The sequence below is a fragment of the Ignatzschineria sp. F8392 genome (assembly GCF_002252045.1).
Lineage (GTDB): Bacteria > Pseudomonadota > Gammaproteobacteria > Cardiobacteriales > Wohlfahrtiimonadaceae > Ignatzschineria.
The window spans coordinates 123,080-138,731 of sequence record NZ_NEFF01000002.1 but is presented as its reverse complement, the minus strand read 5'-3'; the positions used below and the strand labels follow the sequence as shown (position 1 = coordinate 138,731).

The following is a 15,652-nucleotide window of genomic DNA, read 5'->3' as shown; positions in this document are numbered from 1 at the left end:
TGAGGAGCGCGTATGATTTTAGATGAAGAATTAGCAAAAAATAGTCGCCTTGTAACGAATCTCCCTCTCTGTGAGGTGCGTATTCAGAATGAAGCGCGTTTTCCATGGATTATTTTAGTACCGAAGCGCGATAATATTGAGGAGATTATCGATCTTTCCATTGAAGATCAGGAGCAACTTCTCAAAGAATTACGCATGGCCTCTCAAGTGATGCAGACACAATTTGATGCTGATAAGCTCAACATTGGGGCGCTCGGTAATATCGTCCGTCAGCTCCATATTCATGTGATTGCACGCTACGAGACCGATCTTGCATGGCCTAATCCTGTGTGGGGATATTTTGAACTGAGCACACAATATGCGGCAGATGCATTAGAGCGTCGAATTAAATTATTGAAGGATGCCTTTGATAAACTTGCATAATTTTGGCATAGTTATATCTGTTTTTTTCTCATAAAAGGCATTTATGAAAGCATTCATTCAAAAGATAGAAGCCTGGCTCTGGTCTGAGACAGGTTCTTTTTTATTGTTACGCCGGGGATTACAGCTTCTCTATCGCATTGCGGTGCAATATAGCGAGGCCAATTTTAAAGAGCGAGCGCAAGCATTAACCTATACAACAATGCTCTCGCTTGTGCCATTGATGGCGATAACCTTCTCCATCTTGGCGGGCTTTGGTGTCCATAATGAGCTAGAACCGCTCTTAAAGAGTGCGCTCTCCTTTTTAGGGGAGGAGAATGCTACAGATTTTGTCAATATTTTGATCGGCTTTGTGGAGAATACGCGGGGGGTTATCCTCGGGGGTGTTGGGCTATTGGTTCTCCTCTATACGGCGATCAACTTGATGACGACGATCGAGTCGGCCTTTAATCGAATCTGGCGCGTGGCGAAAGGGCGCTCATTTAAGGAGCGCTTACTCTCTTATGTGGTGGTAATTCTGATCGGCCCGATCTTTGCTTTTATCGCTTTCTCTTTTCTCTCAAGCTCCATCGTTCTGCGTGTTACAGGTTTTGTGACCGATCCTGTGATCACCTTTTTATTAGGGCAATTTTTCACCATTGCGGTGGTCACAGTGGTGATTTGGCTTGCCTATCTCTTTATCACTTTCCGTAAAGTAGATCTTATTCCGGCATTGATTGGTGCGCTGATTGCGGCAAATGCTTGGTACTTTATCGGTAAGCTCTTTACCCAATTTGTAGTGATGTCGGGGAAGCAGTCGCAGATCTATTCCGGTTTTGCCAGTGTTGTACTCTTTATTATGTGGATGTATCTCTCTTGGCTCATCGTTCTGGTGGGGAGTCAGATCGCATTCTATCTACAATTTAAATCACTGATAGCGCATGATGATGAGGTGAAGGTAAAACCGAGTCAGGTGGAGATTCGTCTCTGTCTTGAGGCGAAAGATACCGATCGTAATGAGTGGTTTGTTAAGCATCTTTCAAGTGAGTCGGTGGATATCTCGCCACCAGCGGTGGGTAAGGTGAGTTGTGGTGAGAATGGTCGGCAGGTTGAGTCGGTGATTACGCTCTCCCCAATGGGGAAAGATGTCGGGGTTCAGGTAACTGATCATCTTGAGATCTCAACAACCTCTTCGGGATCAAACGGTAAGGGCGGAAGTGGTGATCAATCGGCAAAAGAGGGATCAGTGAATAGATCTGAGAATGAATCAGTAGATGAATCAGGTAATGGGGAGCAGAAGTGAGTCATCAACCCCCTTTCTGGGAAAAGCCATTAGAAGCATTGAGTTCGCAAGAGTGGGAAGCGCTCTGCGATGGTTGTGGGCTCTGTTGTCTTAACAAATTAGAAGATGAGGATGATGGGGAGATCTACTACACGCGAGTAGCCTGTAATCTCTTAGATCTTCAATCGGGTGCATGTCAGCATTATTGTGATCGTCATCAATATGTTCCTGAATGTATCTCCCTGCAGCTACAAGATATTGCTCAATTTCGTTGGTTGCCTCAAACCTGTGCTTATCGTCTACGGGCGGAAGGGCAATCTCTGCCGGCATGGCACCATCTTCTTTCAAAAGATCGCTCTAAAGTTCGGGAGCTCTATCCCTTTCCGCAATTGCAGCTATTACATGAATCGGCATTAAGTGATGATGAATCCTTAGAGGATTTTCTCATCGAAGAGATCAAGCCGGTTAAGTAGATATCTTGTCTGTGATCGTGGTTGAGATCACGAATTGCCGGCACATGATTTTTGGAAGAACGCGATAGTGAGATCCGGCAACTCATCGGCCCTTATTGTTGTAATTGATTATTCTTATGATTCTTAAGAGAGTCTATTGAGGGGCGGGAGCCGACTATTTCGCTCTTTTTACCGGAGCATGCCCGCCATTCGGCATCCTTGATGCCGGGAGAATATCATTAAAGTGATACCTTTTTGGGTAATTGAGAAATTGCCATCTGCCGGCGCGCAGTATATGGAAGAACGCGATAGTGAGATCCGGCAGCGTTCAGCCTTTTTCATTTCAAAAATAGGCGGTGAGAGAAGATCGCCATCTGCCGGCGCGGGATATATGGAAGCACGCAGTGGTAATCTCCGGCAACTCAACAGCTTTTTTTGTCTCAAAGAATCATTTATAAGAAGGTTTATTGAGGGGCGGGAGCCGACCATTTCGCTCTTTTTACCGGTGCATGCCCGCCATTCGGCATCTTCGATGCCGAGAATTATTAAAATGGGATGCGATAGTTTCCGGTGATAGAAGATCGCCAACTGCCGGCGCGGGATATATGGAAGCACGCGATAGTGAGATCCGGCAACTCATCAGCATGTTTTGTTTCAATATTCATTATTCCTCTCAATCAATCAAACTCATCCGCAATTGATCCGCTTTTTGGTTACAATATTGTTATTGTTGAAGTAATGAGACCGACAAGCGTAGAGTCTATCGGAAGATAAGTTCTTAATATGCTATTAATCAAGGAGATTAAATGATGAAGAGAGATGAGGATCGTGTAGTGGAAGGCTCGTTAGTGGAGAAGCTGACCCACCTTAATGCCGAGGGTGAGGCGCATATGGTGGATGTGAGCGATAAAGCGATTACAAAACGCCGGGCGATTACAAGTGGCATGATTACTATGAATCAAGAGGCATTCTCAGCATTGGTTGAAGAGCGCGTCTCGAAAGGGAATGTCTTGGGAGTTGCCCGAATTGCGGCGATTCAAGCGGCAAAACGAACGGCCGATCTTATTCCTCTTTGTCATCCTCTTCCCCTGACAAAGGTGAATGTGGAGTTTAACCTCATGCCGGAGAAAAAGAGCGTTATTGCGACGGTAGAAGTGGTCACAAATGGCGTTACCGGCGTGGAGATGGAGGCTTTAACGGCAACATCTGTTGCGTTACTGACCATTTATGATATGTTAAAGGCCATTGATAAGCGAATGGTGATCTCCGATATCGCCCTTGATCGAAAAACAGGGGGAAAAAGCGGGGACTTTATTCGTTAGTGCGAACTGATTTATTGCAAAAATTTGCGCAATAGATTACTATATCCCTCTTTTATTAGAATTGATGGTGTTCTTTGAATTACTCTACATTAACCATATGGCAGGCCATTGATCAGCGTCTCGTTGTTGAAAATGTACGATTACCGAAAAAACTCTTTCCCCGATTAGAGGAAGCGGTTGAAAAGGTCAATGGTGATATTGTTGTCTCTTTTGAGGCAGGTCTCGATGAGAGTCAGCATAAGTGCATTGTTGGACATGCGTTCGTCAATGTCGATGTTGAATGTCAGCGGTGTCTTGAGCCGTTCCCGATTGATTTGGATGTCGATTTTCGATGGCTTCCTGTCAAAAGTGAATATGAAGCAGAGCTTGTAGGGGATGATGCTGACGTCATTATTATTGAAGATGTCGATATCATCAGCTTCTTATATCATCTTGAAGATGAGTTATTGATGGCATTGCCAATCATACCTTACCATCCGGATGATGAGCCTTGCGAAGGACGTGAGTTTTTAAAGAATCAAGAGCTGCCAGAAGAAGAGGAGAAGAAGAATCCTTTTGCCGTTCTGTCAGATCTATTGGATTAGGTAGATCTTTCTATCACTTGAAAGAATATAGTTTAATTAGGAGTAGTTAAAATGGCTGTACAAAAATCGAAGGTAACTCGTTCAAAAAGAGGAATGCGTCGTGCGCATGATTTCTTAACTTCACGCCCAGTAAGCATCGATAAAACTTCAGGAGAGATGCATTTACGTCACCACGTAACTGCTGATGGTTTCTATCGTGGCCGTAAAGTTATCACTAAAAACGAACAAGTTGTCGATCAAGAATAATCTTTAACGACTGTTAGAGGTTGATAGACATATATCGGAAAACCTACGCCTTGTCTTGTTCGAAGATAGCGTAGGTTTTTTATTATGAGTTTCTCTCCTATTTCCCCGCAATTGAGTAGTGATAGCAGAGCGGGATGAGAATCTGTTATCAGTTGATGTTAAAAATTAGGAATCAGCAACGTGATTAAGAGCAATCAAGTGCCTGTAAAGCTCGCAGTAGACATGATGAGTGGTGACAACGGCGCACCAGAGTATATCCCCGCAGTTGTGAGTGCGTTAAATGCACATGATAATCTTTCTGTCCTTGCTGTCGGAAAAGAGGATATTTTACAACCCCTTTTAGCAGATCAACCCCACTTTAAATCGGGGCGAATTACCATCGTTCCCGCAACAGAAGTGGTAGAGATGGATGATGCGCCACAAAGCGCCCTTCGTAATAAGAAGGATTCATCGATGCGTGTTGCCATCAATTGCGTTAAAGCAGGCGAGGCCGATGCGGCGATGTCTGCCGGAAATACTGGGGCGCTCTTAGCAACGGCAAAATTTGTCTTAAAGACACTTCCTGGCATTATGCGTCCGGCAATTTGTACTTCGATCCCCTCACTTCGTGAGCGTGGTTATGTACATCTTTTAGATCTCGGTGCGAATGTGGATGTAACCCCTGAGCATCTCTACCAATTTGCGGTGATGGGTTCACTCCTCTCTTCAGTAGTCAGTGGTGATCCGGCGCCGAAAGTCTCTTTAATGAATATTGGGACAGAAGCGATGAAGGGGAATGAGTTAGTTCGCGGGACAGTTCCACTGATGGAGGGATCAGATCTTAACTATATCGGCTTTACAGAGCCCGATGGGATCTTCTTTGATGATGTGGATGTGATAGTCTCCGATGGTTTTACCGGCAATATTGCCCTTAAAACTTTAGAAGGGACAGTGAAGATGATTGTCCAGCAGCTAGGAAACTCCTTTAAGAAGAATCTTCTTACAAAATGTGCGGCAGTTGTCTCAATGCCGGTTTTAAAAGATCTTAAAAATAGAATGGATCCTCGTAAACATAATGGTGCAAGTCTCTTAGGTTTACGCGGAATTGTTGTAAAATCACATGGGAATGCAGATCGTATCTCTTTTCAAAATGCGATAGAGATATCTGTTAAGCTTGTAGAGCAACAAATAATTGATAAGATGAGAAAACAATTTGAAACTGCGGAGAATCAGCAGTCAAACGAATAGGTTGGATAAGGATGAATTCAAGAATAATCGGAACTGGGCAATATTTGCCAAAAAATATTGTGACAAATGAGCAATTGTCCAAAACTGTTGATACAACGCATGAGTGGATTGTAGAGCGGACTGGAATCTGCCAGCGCCATATTGCCGATGAGAGCGATACAACAGCGGGTTTAGCATATGAAGCTGCGAAACAAGCTTTGCAAGATGCCAATATTGATGCAGATGAACTAGATTTGATTGTTCTTGCAACAACAACGCCTGATCAGACATATCCATCAACAGCAACATTAGTGCAGGATATGTTGGGAAATCACCATGCAGCTTCCTTCGATATTAGTGCGGCTTGTTCAGGATTTATCTACGCTTTAGCAATTGCCGATAACTTTATTAAAGCAGGCTCTGCGAAAAAAGCGATGGTGATCGGTTCTGAGATCTACTCTCGCGTGCTCGATTGGAGTGATCGGACCACCTGTGTTCTCTTTGGAGATGGTGCTGCAGCTGTGATCCTTGAGGCAACAGAGGAAGAGGGGATTATCTCCACCCATATTCATGCAGATGGTGCGTATAAAGATCTTCTCTCAGTGAAGAAGAGCGTAATCTCTCGTGAAGATGTCTATCCTTATGTACAGATGAAGGGGAATGAAGTATTCCGTCATGCTGTGACAAAGTTGCATGAGATTGTAGACGAGACCTTAACAGCGGCAAACCTCACCGGTTCCGATATCGACTGGTTAATTCCGCATCAGGCGAATTTAAGAATTATGACGGCAACAGCAAAACGTGCCGGCATGCCTCTAGAGAAGATGATTATCACCGTTGATCAACATGCGAACACCTCTGCGGCAAGTATTCCTTTAGCGCTCGATGTTGCGCGTAAAGATGGTCGCGTGAAGAAGGGGGATCTTGTTCTCATGGAAGCGTTCGGCGGCGGCTTCACCTGGGGTTCAGCTTTAGTGAGAATGTAGTTTCAGAAAAGATCGATAGAAAGTGATTAAAGAAAGGTTTTAAACAGTAATGTTTAAAGCCTTTTTTGTTGTTATATGGTTGCAATAAGAAGATTTGTGGAGCGGCGGGAGCTTACTATTTCGTTCTTATAACCGGTGTATGCCCGCCATTGGGCATCGATGATGCCCGTTGCTGGCGCGTAGTTTTTGGAAGCGCATGATAGTAAGGACCGGCATCGTTCAGCCTTTTTTCGTTTTAAAAAATAGCCTGTGATAGAAGATCGCTGATTGCCGGCGCGTAGCCTCTGGAAGCATGCAGGACGATTTCCGGCAATTTAATAGTTTCTTTTTATATGATTAGTTATCTATAAACTTTCTTTCGATGCCCGATAAAGAGTGCCAGAATTGTTAGTTGATTATCTTGCATATCACAGATAATTCTGTAATCGCCGACTCGATAGCGCCACAGGTTTTTAAAATTTCCCTGTAGTGCTTTTCCCCTTACTCTAGGGTCGTCTAATTGAGCGATTTGTAGTTCTAAGGTATCTACTATACGTTTGGCATGAGTTTTATCGATCTTTTTTAGTGCTTTTAAAGCATTATCAGAATATTTAACTTTCCAGACCAAGTCTTCTTCTCACTTCTTTACTACTATATGTCGACTCTTGACCTTGATGTATACGTTCTAGAATTTGTTCAGCTATCTGAGCTTCCTCGATATCGGTAATATGTTCTAAAAGAGCTTCTTTAACATATTCTTCCTCACTGATACCGGCTTTATGAGCTAAAGCTGTTAATCGTGTAGAGAGCTCTTCAGGTAGTTCTATTGCTAACATCTTTTCCCTCTTCATGATGAATAATCCTTTTGATTTTAGTTGATCTTTTTCCATTGTGGGAAATTCGCCATTGAAACTCAATATAGTTTTTTTGAATCTATCTCTATTTTCGACACTGATTTTATCAACTTCTATTTTGTCTTTGATCTAGTAAAAGGATTTTTGGAACGGGGGAGCTTACCATTTCATTCTTATGACTTCTGCATGCCCGCCATTCGGCATCTTCGATGCCTCCTATTGCCGGCACGCGATAGATGGAAAAACGTGATAGTGAGGACCGGCACCGTTCAGCCTTTTTTATTTCAAAAAATAACTGATGATAGAAGATCATCAACTGCTGGCGCAAGATTGGTGGAAGTATGCAGAGGTGATCTCCGGCAATTCATCGGCCTCTTTTGTTTCAATGGATTATTATTATGATTTTTAAGAGAGTTTGTTGAGAGGCGGGAACCGACCATTTCGTTCTTATAACCGATGCATGCCCGCGGTTTGGCATCTTCGATGCCGGGGATAAGATTGTTAAAGTAGCGATACTTGCCGGCACGCGATATATGGAAAAATGCGATAGTAAGGACCGGCAATTCATCGGCCTCTTTTGTTTCAATGGATTATTATTATGATTTTTAAGAGAGTTTGTTGAGAGGCGGGAACCGACCATTTCGTTCTTATAACCGATGCATGCCCGCGGTTTGGCATCTTCGATGCCGGGGATAAGATTGTTAAAGTAGCGATACTTGCCGGCGCACGAAATATGGAAAAACGCGATAGTAAGGACCGGCACCGTTCAGCCTCTTTTGCTTCAATGGATTATTCTTCTGATTCTTAAGAGGGTCTGTTGAGTGGCGGGAGCTTACCATTTCGTTCTTATAACCCCTGCATGCCCGCCATTGGGCATCTTTGCTACCCAGAAAAGTTGATTTTTAGACACTGCTAACGAACGATAGAAGATTGTTCCTTGCCGGCACGCTATTAATGTAAGAACGTGATGGTGATCTCCGGCAACTCATCGGCCTCTTTTGCTTCAATGAATTATTATTATGATTCTTAAGAGGGTCTGTTGAGTGGCGGGAGCTTACCATTTCGTTCTTATAACCGATGCATGCCCGCCATTCGGCATCAATGATGCCCATTGCCGGCGCGCGATATATGGAAAAACGCGATAGTAAGGACCGGCGCCGTTCAGCCTTTTTTATTTCAAAAAACAACTGATGATAGAAGATCATCAACTGCCGGCGCGGGATGGGTGGGAACATGTAGGGCGATTCCCGGCAATTCAATAGCGCTTTTTCACTCAATAAGATTCCAACTCAAAAATGTTATTAATCAACTAAAAATTGTGATTGTAATTGTCGATAGCGCTATTTCTGATAAAAAGGTAGAATTGGGAAGATAAATTAAAATCGAGAGGGAGTTCCTGATGGAGCTCTCTACTTTATGTATTTAATAAGAGAGAAAATAAAATGAGTGAAATAAATCGTACATTAGCATTTGTCTTTCCTGGTCAAGGTTCACAAAGTACCGGAATGATTGCCGACCTTTTAGATCATCCACTTGTTGTTGAGACCTTACAGGATGCCGATGATGCATTAGGATTTTCACTATCAGAAATTATTCGTTCAGGAGATGCTGATCAATTAGGGAAAACAGAGATCACTCAACCGGCGATCTTAACCGTTAGCATCGCGCTTTGGCGTGTTTGGTGCGCAGAAAATGGTGCAAAACCTGCCTATCTTGCCGGCCATAGCTTAGGGGAATATAGCGCACTTGTGGCAAGTGGCGTTTTAGCATTTAAAGATGCGGTTAAATTAGTCCATCAACGTGGTCTCTTTATGCAGGAAGCTGTTCCTGTAGGAACGGGTGCAATGGCGGCAGTATTAGGATTAGATGATGATGCCGTGAGAGCCGTTTGTCATGATTCTGAAAAAGCAGGTATCGTCGCTGCCGTTAACTTTAACTCACCCGGTCAAGTGGTCATTGCCGGTGAAAAGGCGGCGGTAGAAGCGGCTTGTGAGCTTGCAAAAGAACGTGGAGCGCGTCGCGCACTTCTGCTCCCCGTCTCTGTTCCTTCCCACTCAATTTTGATGAAGCCAGCGGCTGAGCAGTTAGCCACCGTGCTCGATGATATGCTGCTCTCTGCTCCAAAAGAGATTGTGATCCATAACGTGGATGTGAGCGCTCATCGTGATGTCGAAGAGATTAAAGAGGCGCTTATCAGCCAACTCTATGAGCCTGTTCGTTGGACAGAGACGATCGAATACCTTGCGCGCGAAGGGGTTACTACAATCGTAGAGTGTGGTCCTGGTAAGGTATTGACCGGTCTTATCCGCCGTATCGACAAATCCTTGACCACTTATAATGTGTTAGATGGAGGAACTCTCGAGAGTGTTATCAAAGAAATCTAATATCCCCCAAATTCTCTTAGGGGCGTGTACTGCGATCTTTTTAGGGACCTATCTCTTCTTTGGTCGCGATCTTGTTCTTGCAACAAAAGCATTGGTCTATAGCTCGGCAATTGCGCTACTTGTTTCAGGACTCTTCTTCCGGCAATCGATGCGCCGTAATGATTGGTTAATCCTCTCGGCGACATTGATCTTCGGAACGATGACCATTGTCTTCGATAATGAGGTCTTTATTCAGTGGCGTACTTCGATTGTCAATATTCTTATCGCAATTGGTCTTGTGGGCATGTTCTATCTGAAGAAATCCCCCATTAAGATGATCTTTGGGAAGACTTTAGATATTGAACTGCCGGAGCATGAGTGGCTACGAACCAACCTTTGGTGGGCTGCCTATATGTTGGTGATGGCCGCGCTCAATGCCGTGATTATTCTCTTAGGACTCTCCTCAGAAATCTGGATGAGCTTTAAGATGGTGATCAATCCGCTTCTCACCTTTGTATTAGCGATTCTCTTGATGGTGCATCTTGTTAAAAAAGGGAAGCATTATGAAGCGATTAAGCGCTCTGAAGTGGAAGTTGCCGATGATAAGAGCCATCTTTTAGCAGAGAGTGAGCGTGATAAGAAATCATAGGAATTAAGTGGTTATAAGCAGTTATAAGCAGTTACATTTTAATCAAATATGTTTTGATCAGAGATATAGCGATCAGAGATATAACATATATCGACCTATATTTATGTAGTTATGTAGTTATGTAGTTACGTAGTTACATATTTACTATTTATGTATTCGTATCTTTATGTCGATTACATTATTGAGGGATTTTGAGATAAAAAGATGAATAATCAAGCAAGATTAGATAAAATTAGAGACTTATTGACTGAGGCCTTAGCACCGACCTCTCTTGAGATTATCGATGATAGTCATCTCCATGCCGGTCATGCCGGTGCGCGAGGGGGTGCAGGTCACTTTACAGTAAAGATCGATTCACCAAAATTTGTTGGTCTGTCACTTTTAAAGCAGCATCGATTGGTGTATCAAGCATTAGATACCATGATGGATCGTGATATCCATGCATTAAGTATTCAAATTACGACTCAACAACCGAAATAAGGGAAGAGTAGCAATGAAAAATTTATTCAAAAAGACATTATTAACCGCAGCATTGATGGGAGCATTTTCTGTCGTTGCCATGGCAGATGAGGCACAGCCTGTTGCTGTTGAAGCGGAAGTTGTATCAGAGGGTTATCAATTACAAGACCCTGTGGCAACAGTCAATGGAAAAGAGGTTTCTAAAGCGGAATTAGAGAACTTTTTACTCCTCTCTCAAGGTGTTGAAGTCGATGAAGTGGAGAGCCCAGAAGTTGCGGTACAACTCGTTAAACTCCTTGGTACACAAGATGCTTTAGCAGAAGAAGCAAAGAAGCGTGGACTCGATAAGGATCAAGATTATCAATTAAAGATGCGTCTTATCGGTGATCTCTTCTTAGCGGATCTTCTCTTCCAAAATATGCTCGATAAGGGTGAGATTACTCAAGAAGAGCTCAAAGCACAATATGATGCAATGGTAGCTCAAATTGAGCAGACTGAGTATCAGGCATCTCATATCTTAGTTGACTCGGAAGAGGAAGCGAATGGGATTATCGAAGATATCAAGAGTGGTAAAACAACTTTTGCAGAAGCGGCAAAAGAGAAATCACTCGATCCAGCAACCGCTGCACGTGATGGTAGCATCGGTGGTTGGTTCCGCCTCTCAATGATGGATCCAAGTTTTGGTGAAGCATTGACGACGATGGAGAAAGGGAAGATGAGCGAAACGCCTGTTGAATCCCAATTTGGTTACCATATTATTGTTTTAGATGATGTGCGTGATTTAGATCTTGAGATCAAACCATTTGATGAGTTAGATGAAGAGACTAAATTACAGTTAGCACAACCACTCTTCCAAAAATATGTGGAAGAAGTTCAAGAGAAAGTGAATGTTGAGCTACCAGAAGCAAAACAGTAACGATCTTATCGTTGATCTGTAGTTCGCCCCAATAATGGGGCGCTCTGTAATGACCTGATCCTCTCCGAGAGGTTTCAGGTCTTTTTGTTCATTAGGGTTAATTGATGGCATATTTTTTTGAGTTTATTCTTTTTTTGGCGAAGACCGGCACGATTATTGTCGCCTTTATTGTGGCGCTTCTCTTTTTAGCTTCTCTGCGTAATAATCAGCAGCAATCGGGGGGCAAGATCGAGTTTAAGGATCTTGGTGAGCGTTATCAGCAGATCAAAGAGGGTTTTTTAGAGTTTAAACATAGCGATCTTGATGATAAAGATTTTAAGGCGGAGCTTGAGCGAGAGGAATCTCGAGAGAAGCAAGCAGAAGCTTTAGAGAATGCATCAGAATCGGCAGCAGAATCGGCAGCAGAATCGGCATCTGAAGAGAGATCTGAAACCGTATCTGAAACGGCCCCTGAAAATATTGTGAAAGAGGGTAAAGAGGGTAAAGAGGCCGATCAGCGTGATAAACGTGATGAGAAATCGCAAGTTGCAAAAGCCCCTTTCTGGCAGTTTTGGAAGCGTGAGAAAGAGAAGAGCAAGCCCAAAAAGGCTGAGACTCTCTATGTATTGGAATTTGATGGGGATATTCAAGCTGAAGAGGTGCGTAGTCTACGCGAGGAGGTCTCCGCGCTATTGCAGATTGCAGAGAAAGGGGATGAGGTATTGATTCGTCTTAAGAGCCCCGGTGGCGCAGTCAATGGCTATGGTTTAGCCGCCTCACAATTAGTGCGTATTCGCGATAAAGGGCTCCATTTAACGGTGGCAGTGGATGAAGTGGCCGCTAGTGGTGGTTACTTAATGGCCTCCGTTGCGCATAAGATCTTAGCCGCGCCTTTTGCTATTGTTGGCTCCATCGGCGTGGTGGCAGAGATGCCGAACTTCCATAAAGTGCTTGAAAAATATAATATCGATTATGAGCAATTTACTGCAGGGGAGTATAAGCGCACGGTCTCGATGTTTGGTGAGAATAGTGAGGCGGCAAAAGAGAAGTTCCGCGCCGAGCTCAATGAGATTCACCATATTTTTAAAGATTTTGTACAACAATATCGTCCACAGCTTGAGATTGAGCAGATCGCAACGGGAGAGTATTGGCTTGCGGTTAAAGCGCTAGAGCTCGGTTTAGTGGATGAGTTGAAGACGAGTGATTCCTATATCTTAGAATCGATGAAGAATAAAAATGTCTACACGATTCAATATGTGGAGAAGAGCTCTGTTCGTCAAGGACTCTCCCGCTTCTTAACCCGTATTATGAAGCGAATCCCCTTCTAAGATAGTGATATTGAAATGATATTGAAGGGATATTTTAAGTATTCGTGAGATAGAAGAGCAAGTCGGCAAGAGAGTAAAAGTGCTCTTTCGCCGGTGAAAATAGAGATCAACCCCAATAGCGATTATAATGGTGCGTTATTGGGGTTTTTTATGAGCTGAGTTGTACTGTCAGCGTTGATCATAGAGATCAGGGTAGTAGGTAGAGAGAAGGTAGAGGATAGAATGGCTGAGAAGCGCATTAGAGAAGCGAGCGTAGAAGCGGCGGAACGGGTAATAGAAGTGGCGCTGCCTTGCCCACTTCATCGCACCTTTGAGTATCTTGCTACTGATACATTTATCGAAGATGAGGCGGAGAGCGCTTCCCCCAAAAAGATCAGTCCCACCGTTGGAATGCGAGTTGCCGTTAATTTTGCGCGTCGGGAGATGATCGGAATGATTGTAGCGGTCAAAGAGGAGAGCGATTATCCTCGTGAGAAGTTGAAACCGATATCGATGCTCCTCGATGAGATGCCCATTATTGGCCCCCATCTTTTGAGCCTAGCTGAGAGAATTGCCCACTACTACCACGCGCCGTTAGGAGAGGTTTTACAACTTTTTCTTCCTACTCCTCTACGACAAGGGCGACCACTCTATGTTGCGGAAGATTACTATCAGATCACCGATGCCGGCATTGTATGGCGCGAAGATGCGCAAAATCGTGCTTCAAGAGCTAAAATTGCGATTCTTAACTTCTTCGAAGAAGGGCAACGTTATAGTGAAGCGGCGATTTTAGCCCAATTTCCTAATTTTAAAAATCATCGTCGTGCGCTCTTAGAGAGCGCTCTACTTCTGCGTGAAGCCGATCTCGATTGTGAGCCTTCTTCGGCGAAACCGCCATCAGAAGAGCCTCCATTACAATTAACTACCGCGCAGCAGCATATTGTGGATGATATTGTGGCTAATAGACCACCTCTCTCTTTTATTGAGGGAGTGACAGGCTCAGGGAAAACAGCTGTCTATACAGAGATTGCACGTCACCATCTGGCAAAAGGGGAGCAGGTATTGATGTTAGTGCCGGAGATCGGTTTAACGCCTCAATTTGTCAGTCGCATAGAGTCTGCATTATCGGTCCGTGTTGCCGTGATTCACTCTCAACTGAGTGATAATGAGCGTCTAGAGGCGTGGCGTAATGCCGCATTAGGGCGGATCGATCTGCTCATCGGTACCCGTTCAGCACTCTTTACCCCCTTTGCGCGTCTTGGTTTGATGATTATCGATGAAGCGCATGATAGCTCCTATATTCAGCGAGATGGTGTTCGTTACTCTGCTCATAATAGTGCGATTTGGCGGGCTCATTTTGAAAAGATTCCGCTGGTGATGGGGAGTGCAACGCCTACTTATGAGAGTGTTCGTAATATTGCAGAAGGACGTTTTAGCTATTATCAGCTTCCAGAGCGAGTAAGTGGTGCAATGCCGGAGTGGGAGATTATCGATCTCAATGAGGAGAAGAACTATGATGGGATTACAACGCGGGTTTTAGATGAGATTGAGGCAACCATCGCCCGAAAAGAGCAGGTATTAATCTTTCTTAATCGGCGTGGATTCTCTCCTGTTTTAACCTGTCTCGATTGTGGCAAGATTGAGGAGTGCCATCACTGTAGTAGTTATCTCAATTTTCATCGCACCACCGGGATGCTTCATTGCCATCATTGTGGGACGCGCTATCCTTATCCTAAAGTTTGTAGTGCTTGTGGCGGCACGCACTTTAAGGAGTTAGGGGCAGGCACGCAGAAGATTGAAAAAGCATTAGCAGATGCATTTCCTTTGGCGAGTGTTTTACGTTTTGATCGGGATAATGTTCGCAATAGTCGGGAGTTGGTGGAGAACTTAACCCAGATCGGGGAGCAATCAGCCGATATCATTGTGGGCACACAGATGTTAGCAAAGGGGCATGATTTTCCCAATATCACTTTAGTGGTTCTTCTCAATAGTGATGGGCTCTTCTTTGCCAATGATTTTCGGGCAGATGAGAAGTTAGCGCAGCTCTTGATGCAGGTTTCAGGGCGAGCAGGGCGTGGGGAGAAGAGGGGAAAGGTTTTAGTACAGACGATGTTTCCTGATAATGCCCTCTTTCATCAGTTACCTAAGATCGGTTATCAAGCTTATGCACAAGAGGCGCTTGAGGTACGGCAGATTCTCAATCTTCCGCCTTACTCCTATCAGATCTTAATTCAGGTAGAAGCGAGAAGTGAATCGGAAGCGACTTCATATCTTGAAGGGTTACTCAATCATATTGAGCCAGATCCTCAAGTTGAGATCACACCAGTGATGCCTAATAACCTTAAACGCCGGCAAGGATTTTATCGGGTGCATGTGATCCTTCAATCGGAGAAGCGAAGTGCTCTGCATCGAATGGCATACCAAATTCGCCGTCTCTATGAAGCGAATATTCGCTCCAATATTCGCCTCTTAATCGAGGTTGATCCCATCGACTTCACCTAAATCATTTTGGCTCAATAAGCAGGTTTTTGGAACGGCGAGAGCCAAGCATTTCGTTCTTTTCACTCGTGCATGCCCGCCTATTGGCATCTTTGATGCCAACTGCCGGCGCGTGGTTTTTGGAAGTGCGCAATAGTGAGATCCGACAATTCATCAGCTCTTTTTGTTAC

17 protein-coding genes are annotated in these 15,652 nt (G+C 44.1%); 15 read left to right on the top strand and 2 right to left on the bottom strand.

Features of this window, described 5'->3' with window-relative positions; genetic code table 11:
• Positions 1-12: 12 nt before the first annotated feature.
• The 9 genes from B9T19_RS04850 (at position 13) to B9T19_RS04815 (ending at position 6,477) form a co-directional block, all read left to right on the top strand.
• Positions 13-423 (top strand): HIT domain-containing protein, encoded by a 411-nt coding sequence (locus tag B9T19_RS04850; protein WP_094567481.1) that lies wholly within the window; start codon positions 13-15, stop codon positions 421-423.
• A gap of 43 nt (positions 424-466) precedes the next feature.
• Complete coding sequence (locus tag B9T19_RS04845) at positions 467-1,702, top strand: YihY/virulence factor BrkB family protein (protein WP_094567480.1); 1,236 nt, start codon at positions 467-469, stop codon at positions 1,700-1,702.
• A complete protein-coding gene (locus B9T19_RS04840; protein ID WP_094567479.1) occupies positions 1,699-2,154 on the top strand; it encodes a YcgN family cysteine cluster protein in 456 nt (151 codons plus the stop codon). Before B9T19_RS04845 ends, B9T19_RS04840 begins: the two co-directional genes overlap by 4 nt.
• Positions 2,155-2,377: 223 nt before the next feature.
• Positions 2,378-2,707: a hypothetical protein gene (locus B9T19_RS10475; RefSeq protein WP_143436857.1), complete on the top strand. Its 330-nt coding sequence runs from the start codon at positions 2,378-2,380 to the stop codon at positions 2,705-2,707.
• Positions 2,708-2,981: 274 nt separating this feature from the next.
• A complete protein-coding gene (gene moaC, locus B9T19_RS04835) occupies positions 2,982-3,455 on the top strand; it encodes a cyclic pyranopterin monophosphate synthase MoaC (RefSeq protein WP_094567694.1) in 474 nt (157 codons plus the stop codon).
• 74 nt (positions 3,456-3,529) lie between these two features.
• On the top strand, positions 3,530-4,039 hold the full coding sequence (locus tag B9T19_RS04830; protein ID WP_094567478.1) for a YceD family protein: 510 nt from the start codon (positions 3,530-3,532) through the stop codon (positions 4,037-4,039).
• 51 nt (positions 4,040-4,090) lie between these two features.
• Positions 4,091-4,285 carry a 50S ribosomal protein L32 gene (gene rpmF / locus B9T19_RS04825; protein WP_094567477.1) on the top strand — a complete coding sequence of 65 codons (195 nt, stop codon included), beginning with the start codon at positions 4,091-4,093 and terminating at the stop codon, positions 4,283-4,285.
• Between the two features lie 183 nt (positions 4,286-4,468).
• Positions 4,469-5,512: a phosphate acyltransferase PlsX gene (gene plsX / locus B9T19_RS04820; RefSeq protein ID WP_369828069.1), complete on the top strand. Its 1,044-nt coding sequence runs from the start codon at positions 4,469-4,471 to the stop codon at positions 5,510-5,512.
• A gap of 11 nt (positions 5,513-5,523) precedes the next feature.
• The gene (locus B9T19_RS04815; protein ID WP_094567476.1) at positions 5,524-6,477 is read left to right on the top strand and encodes a beta-ketoacyl-ACP synthase III; all 954 of its coding nucleotides are present in this window, start codon (positions 5,524-5,526) and stop codon (positions 6,475-6,477) included.
• Between the two features lie 340 nt (positions 6,478-6,817).
• Here the strand turns inward: B9T19_RS04815 and B9T19_RS04810 are convergent, their stop codons facing one another.
• Together B9T19_RS04810 and B9T19_RS04805 are read right to left on the bottom strand one after the other, a co-directional pair.
• Positions 6,818-7,084: a type II toxin-antitoxin system RelE/ParE family toxin gene (locus B9T19_RS04810; RefSeq protein ID WP_094567475.1), complete on the bottom strand. Its 267-nt coding sequence runs from the start codon at positions 7,082-7,084 to the stop codon at positions 6,818-6,820.
• A complete protein-coding gene (locus B9T19_RS04805) occupies positions 7,068-7,346 on the bottom strand; it encodes a DUF6290 family protein (protein WP_143436856.1) in 279 nt (92 codons plus the stop codon). The genes B9T19_RS04810 and B9T19_RS04805 overlap by 17 nt, the downstream gene beginning before the upstream one ends.
• A gap of 1,406 nt (positions 7,347-8,752) precedes the next feature.
• Between B9T19_RS04805 and fabD the strand changes: the two genes are divergently transcribed.
• The 6 genes from fabD to priA all read left to right on the top strand — a co-directional run bounded on the left by fabD (position 8,753) and on the right by priA (position 15,485).
• Entirely contained in the window at positions 8,753-9,694 is a 942-nt protein-coding gene (gene fabD / locus B9T19_RS04795) for an ACP S-malonyltransferase (protein ID WP_094567472.1), read from the top strand.
• Positions 9,675-10,322: an inner membrane-spanning protein YciB gene (locus B9T19_RS04790; protein ID WP_158214353.1), complete on the top strand. Its 648-nt coding sequence runs from the start codon at positions 9,675-9,677 to the stop codon at positions 10,320-10,322. The genes fabD and B9T19_RS04790 overlap by 20 nt, the downstream gene beginning before the upstream one ends.
• Positions 10,323-10,526: 204 nt before the next feature.
• The gene (locus B9T19_RS04785; protein WP_094567470.1) at positions 10,527-10,802 is read left to right on the top strand and encodes a BolA family transcriptional regulator; all 276 of its coding nucleotides are present in this window, start codon (positions 10,527-10,529) and stop codon (positions 10,800-10,802) included.
• A gap of 13 nt (positions 10,803-10,815) precedes the next feature.
• A complete protein-coding gene (locus B9T19_RS04780) occupies positions 10,816-11,697 on the top strand; it encodes a peptidylprolyl isomerase (protein ID WP_094567469.1) in 882 nt (293 codons plus the stop codon).
• A 104-nt stretch (positions 11,698-11,801) separates the two neighbouring features.
• Positions 11,802-13,004, top strand: a complete 1,203-nt coding sequence (sohB, locus tag B9T19_RS04775; protein ID WP_094567468.1) for a protease SohB — start codon at positions 11,802-11,804, stop codon at positions 13,002-13,004.
• Positions 13,005-13,226: 222 nt separating this feature from the next.
• Entirely contained in the window at positions 13,227-15,485 is a 2,259-nt protein-coding gene (gene priA, locus B9T19_RS04770) for a primosomal protein N' (RefSeq protein WP_094567467.1), read from the top strand.
• Positions 15,486-15,652 lie beyond the last annotated feature (167 nt).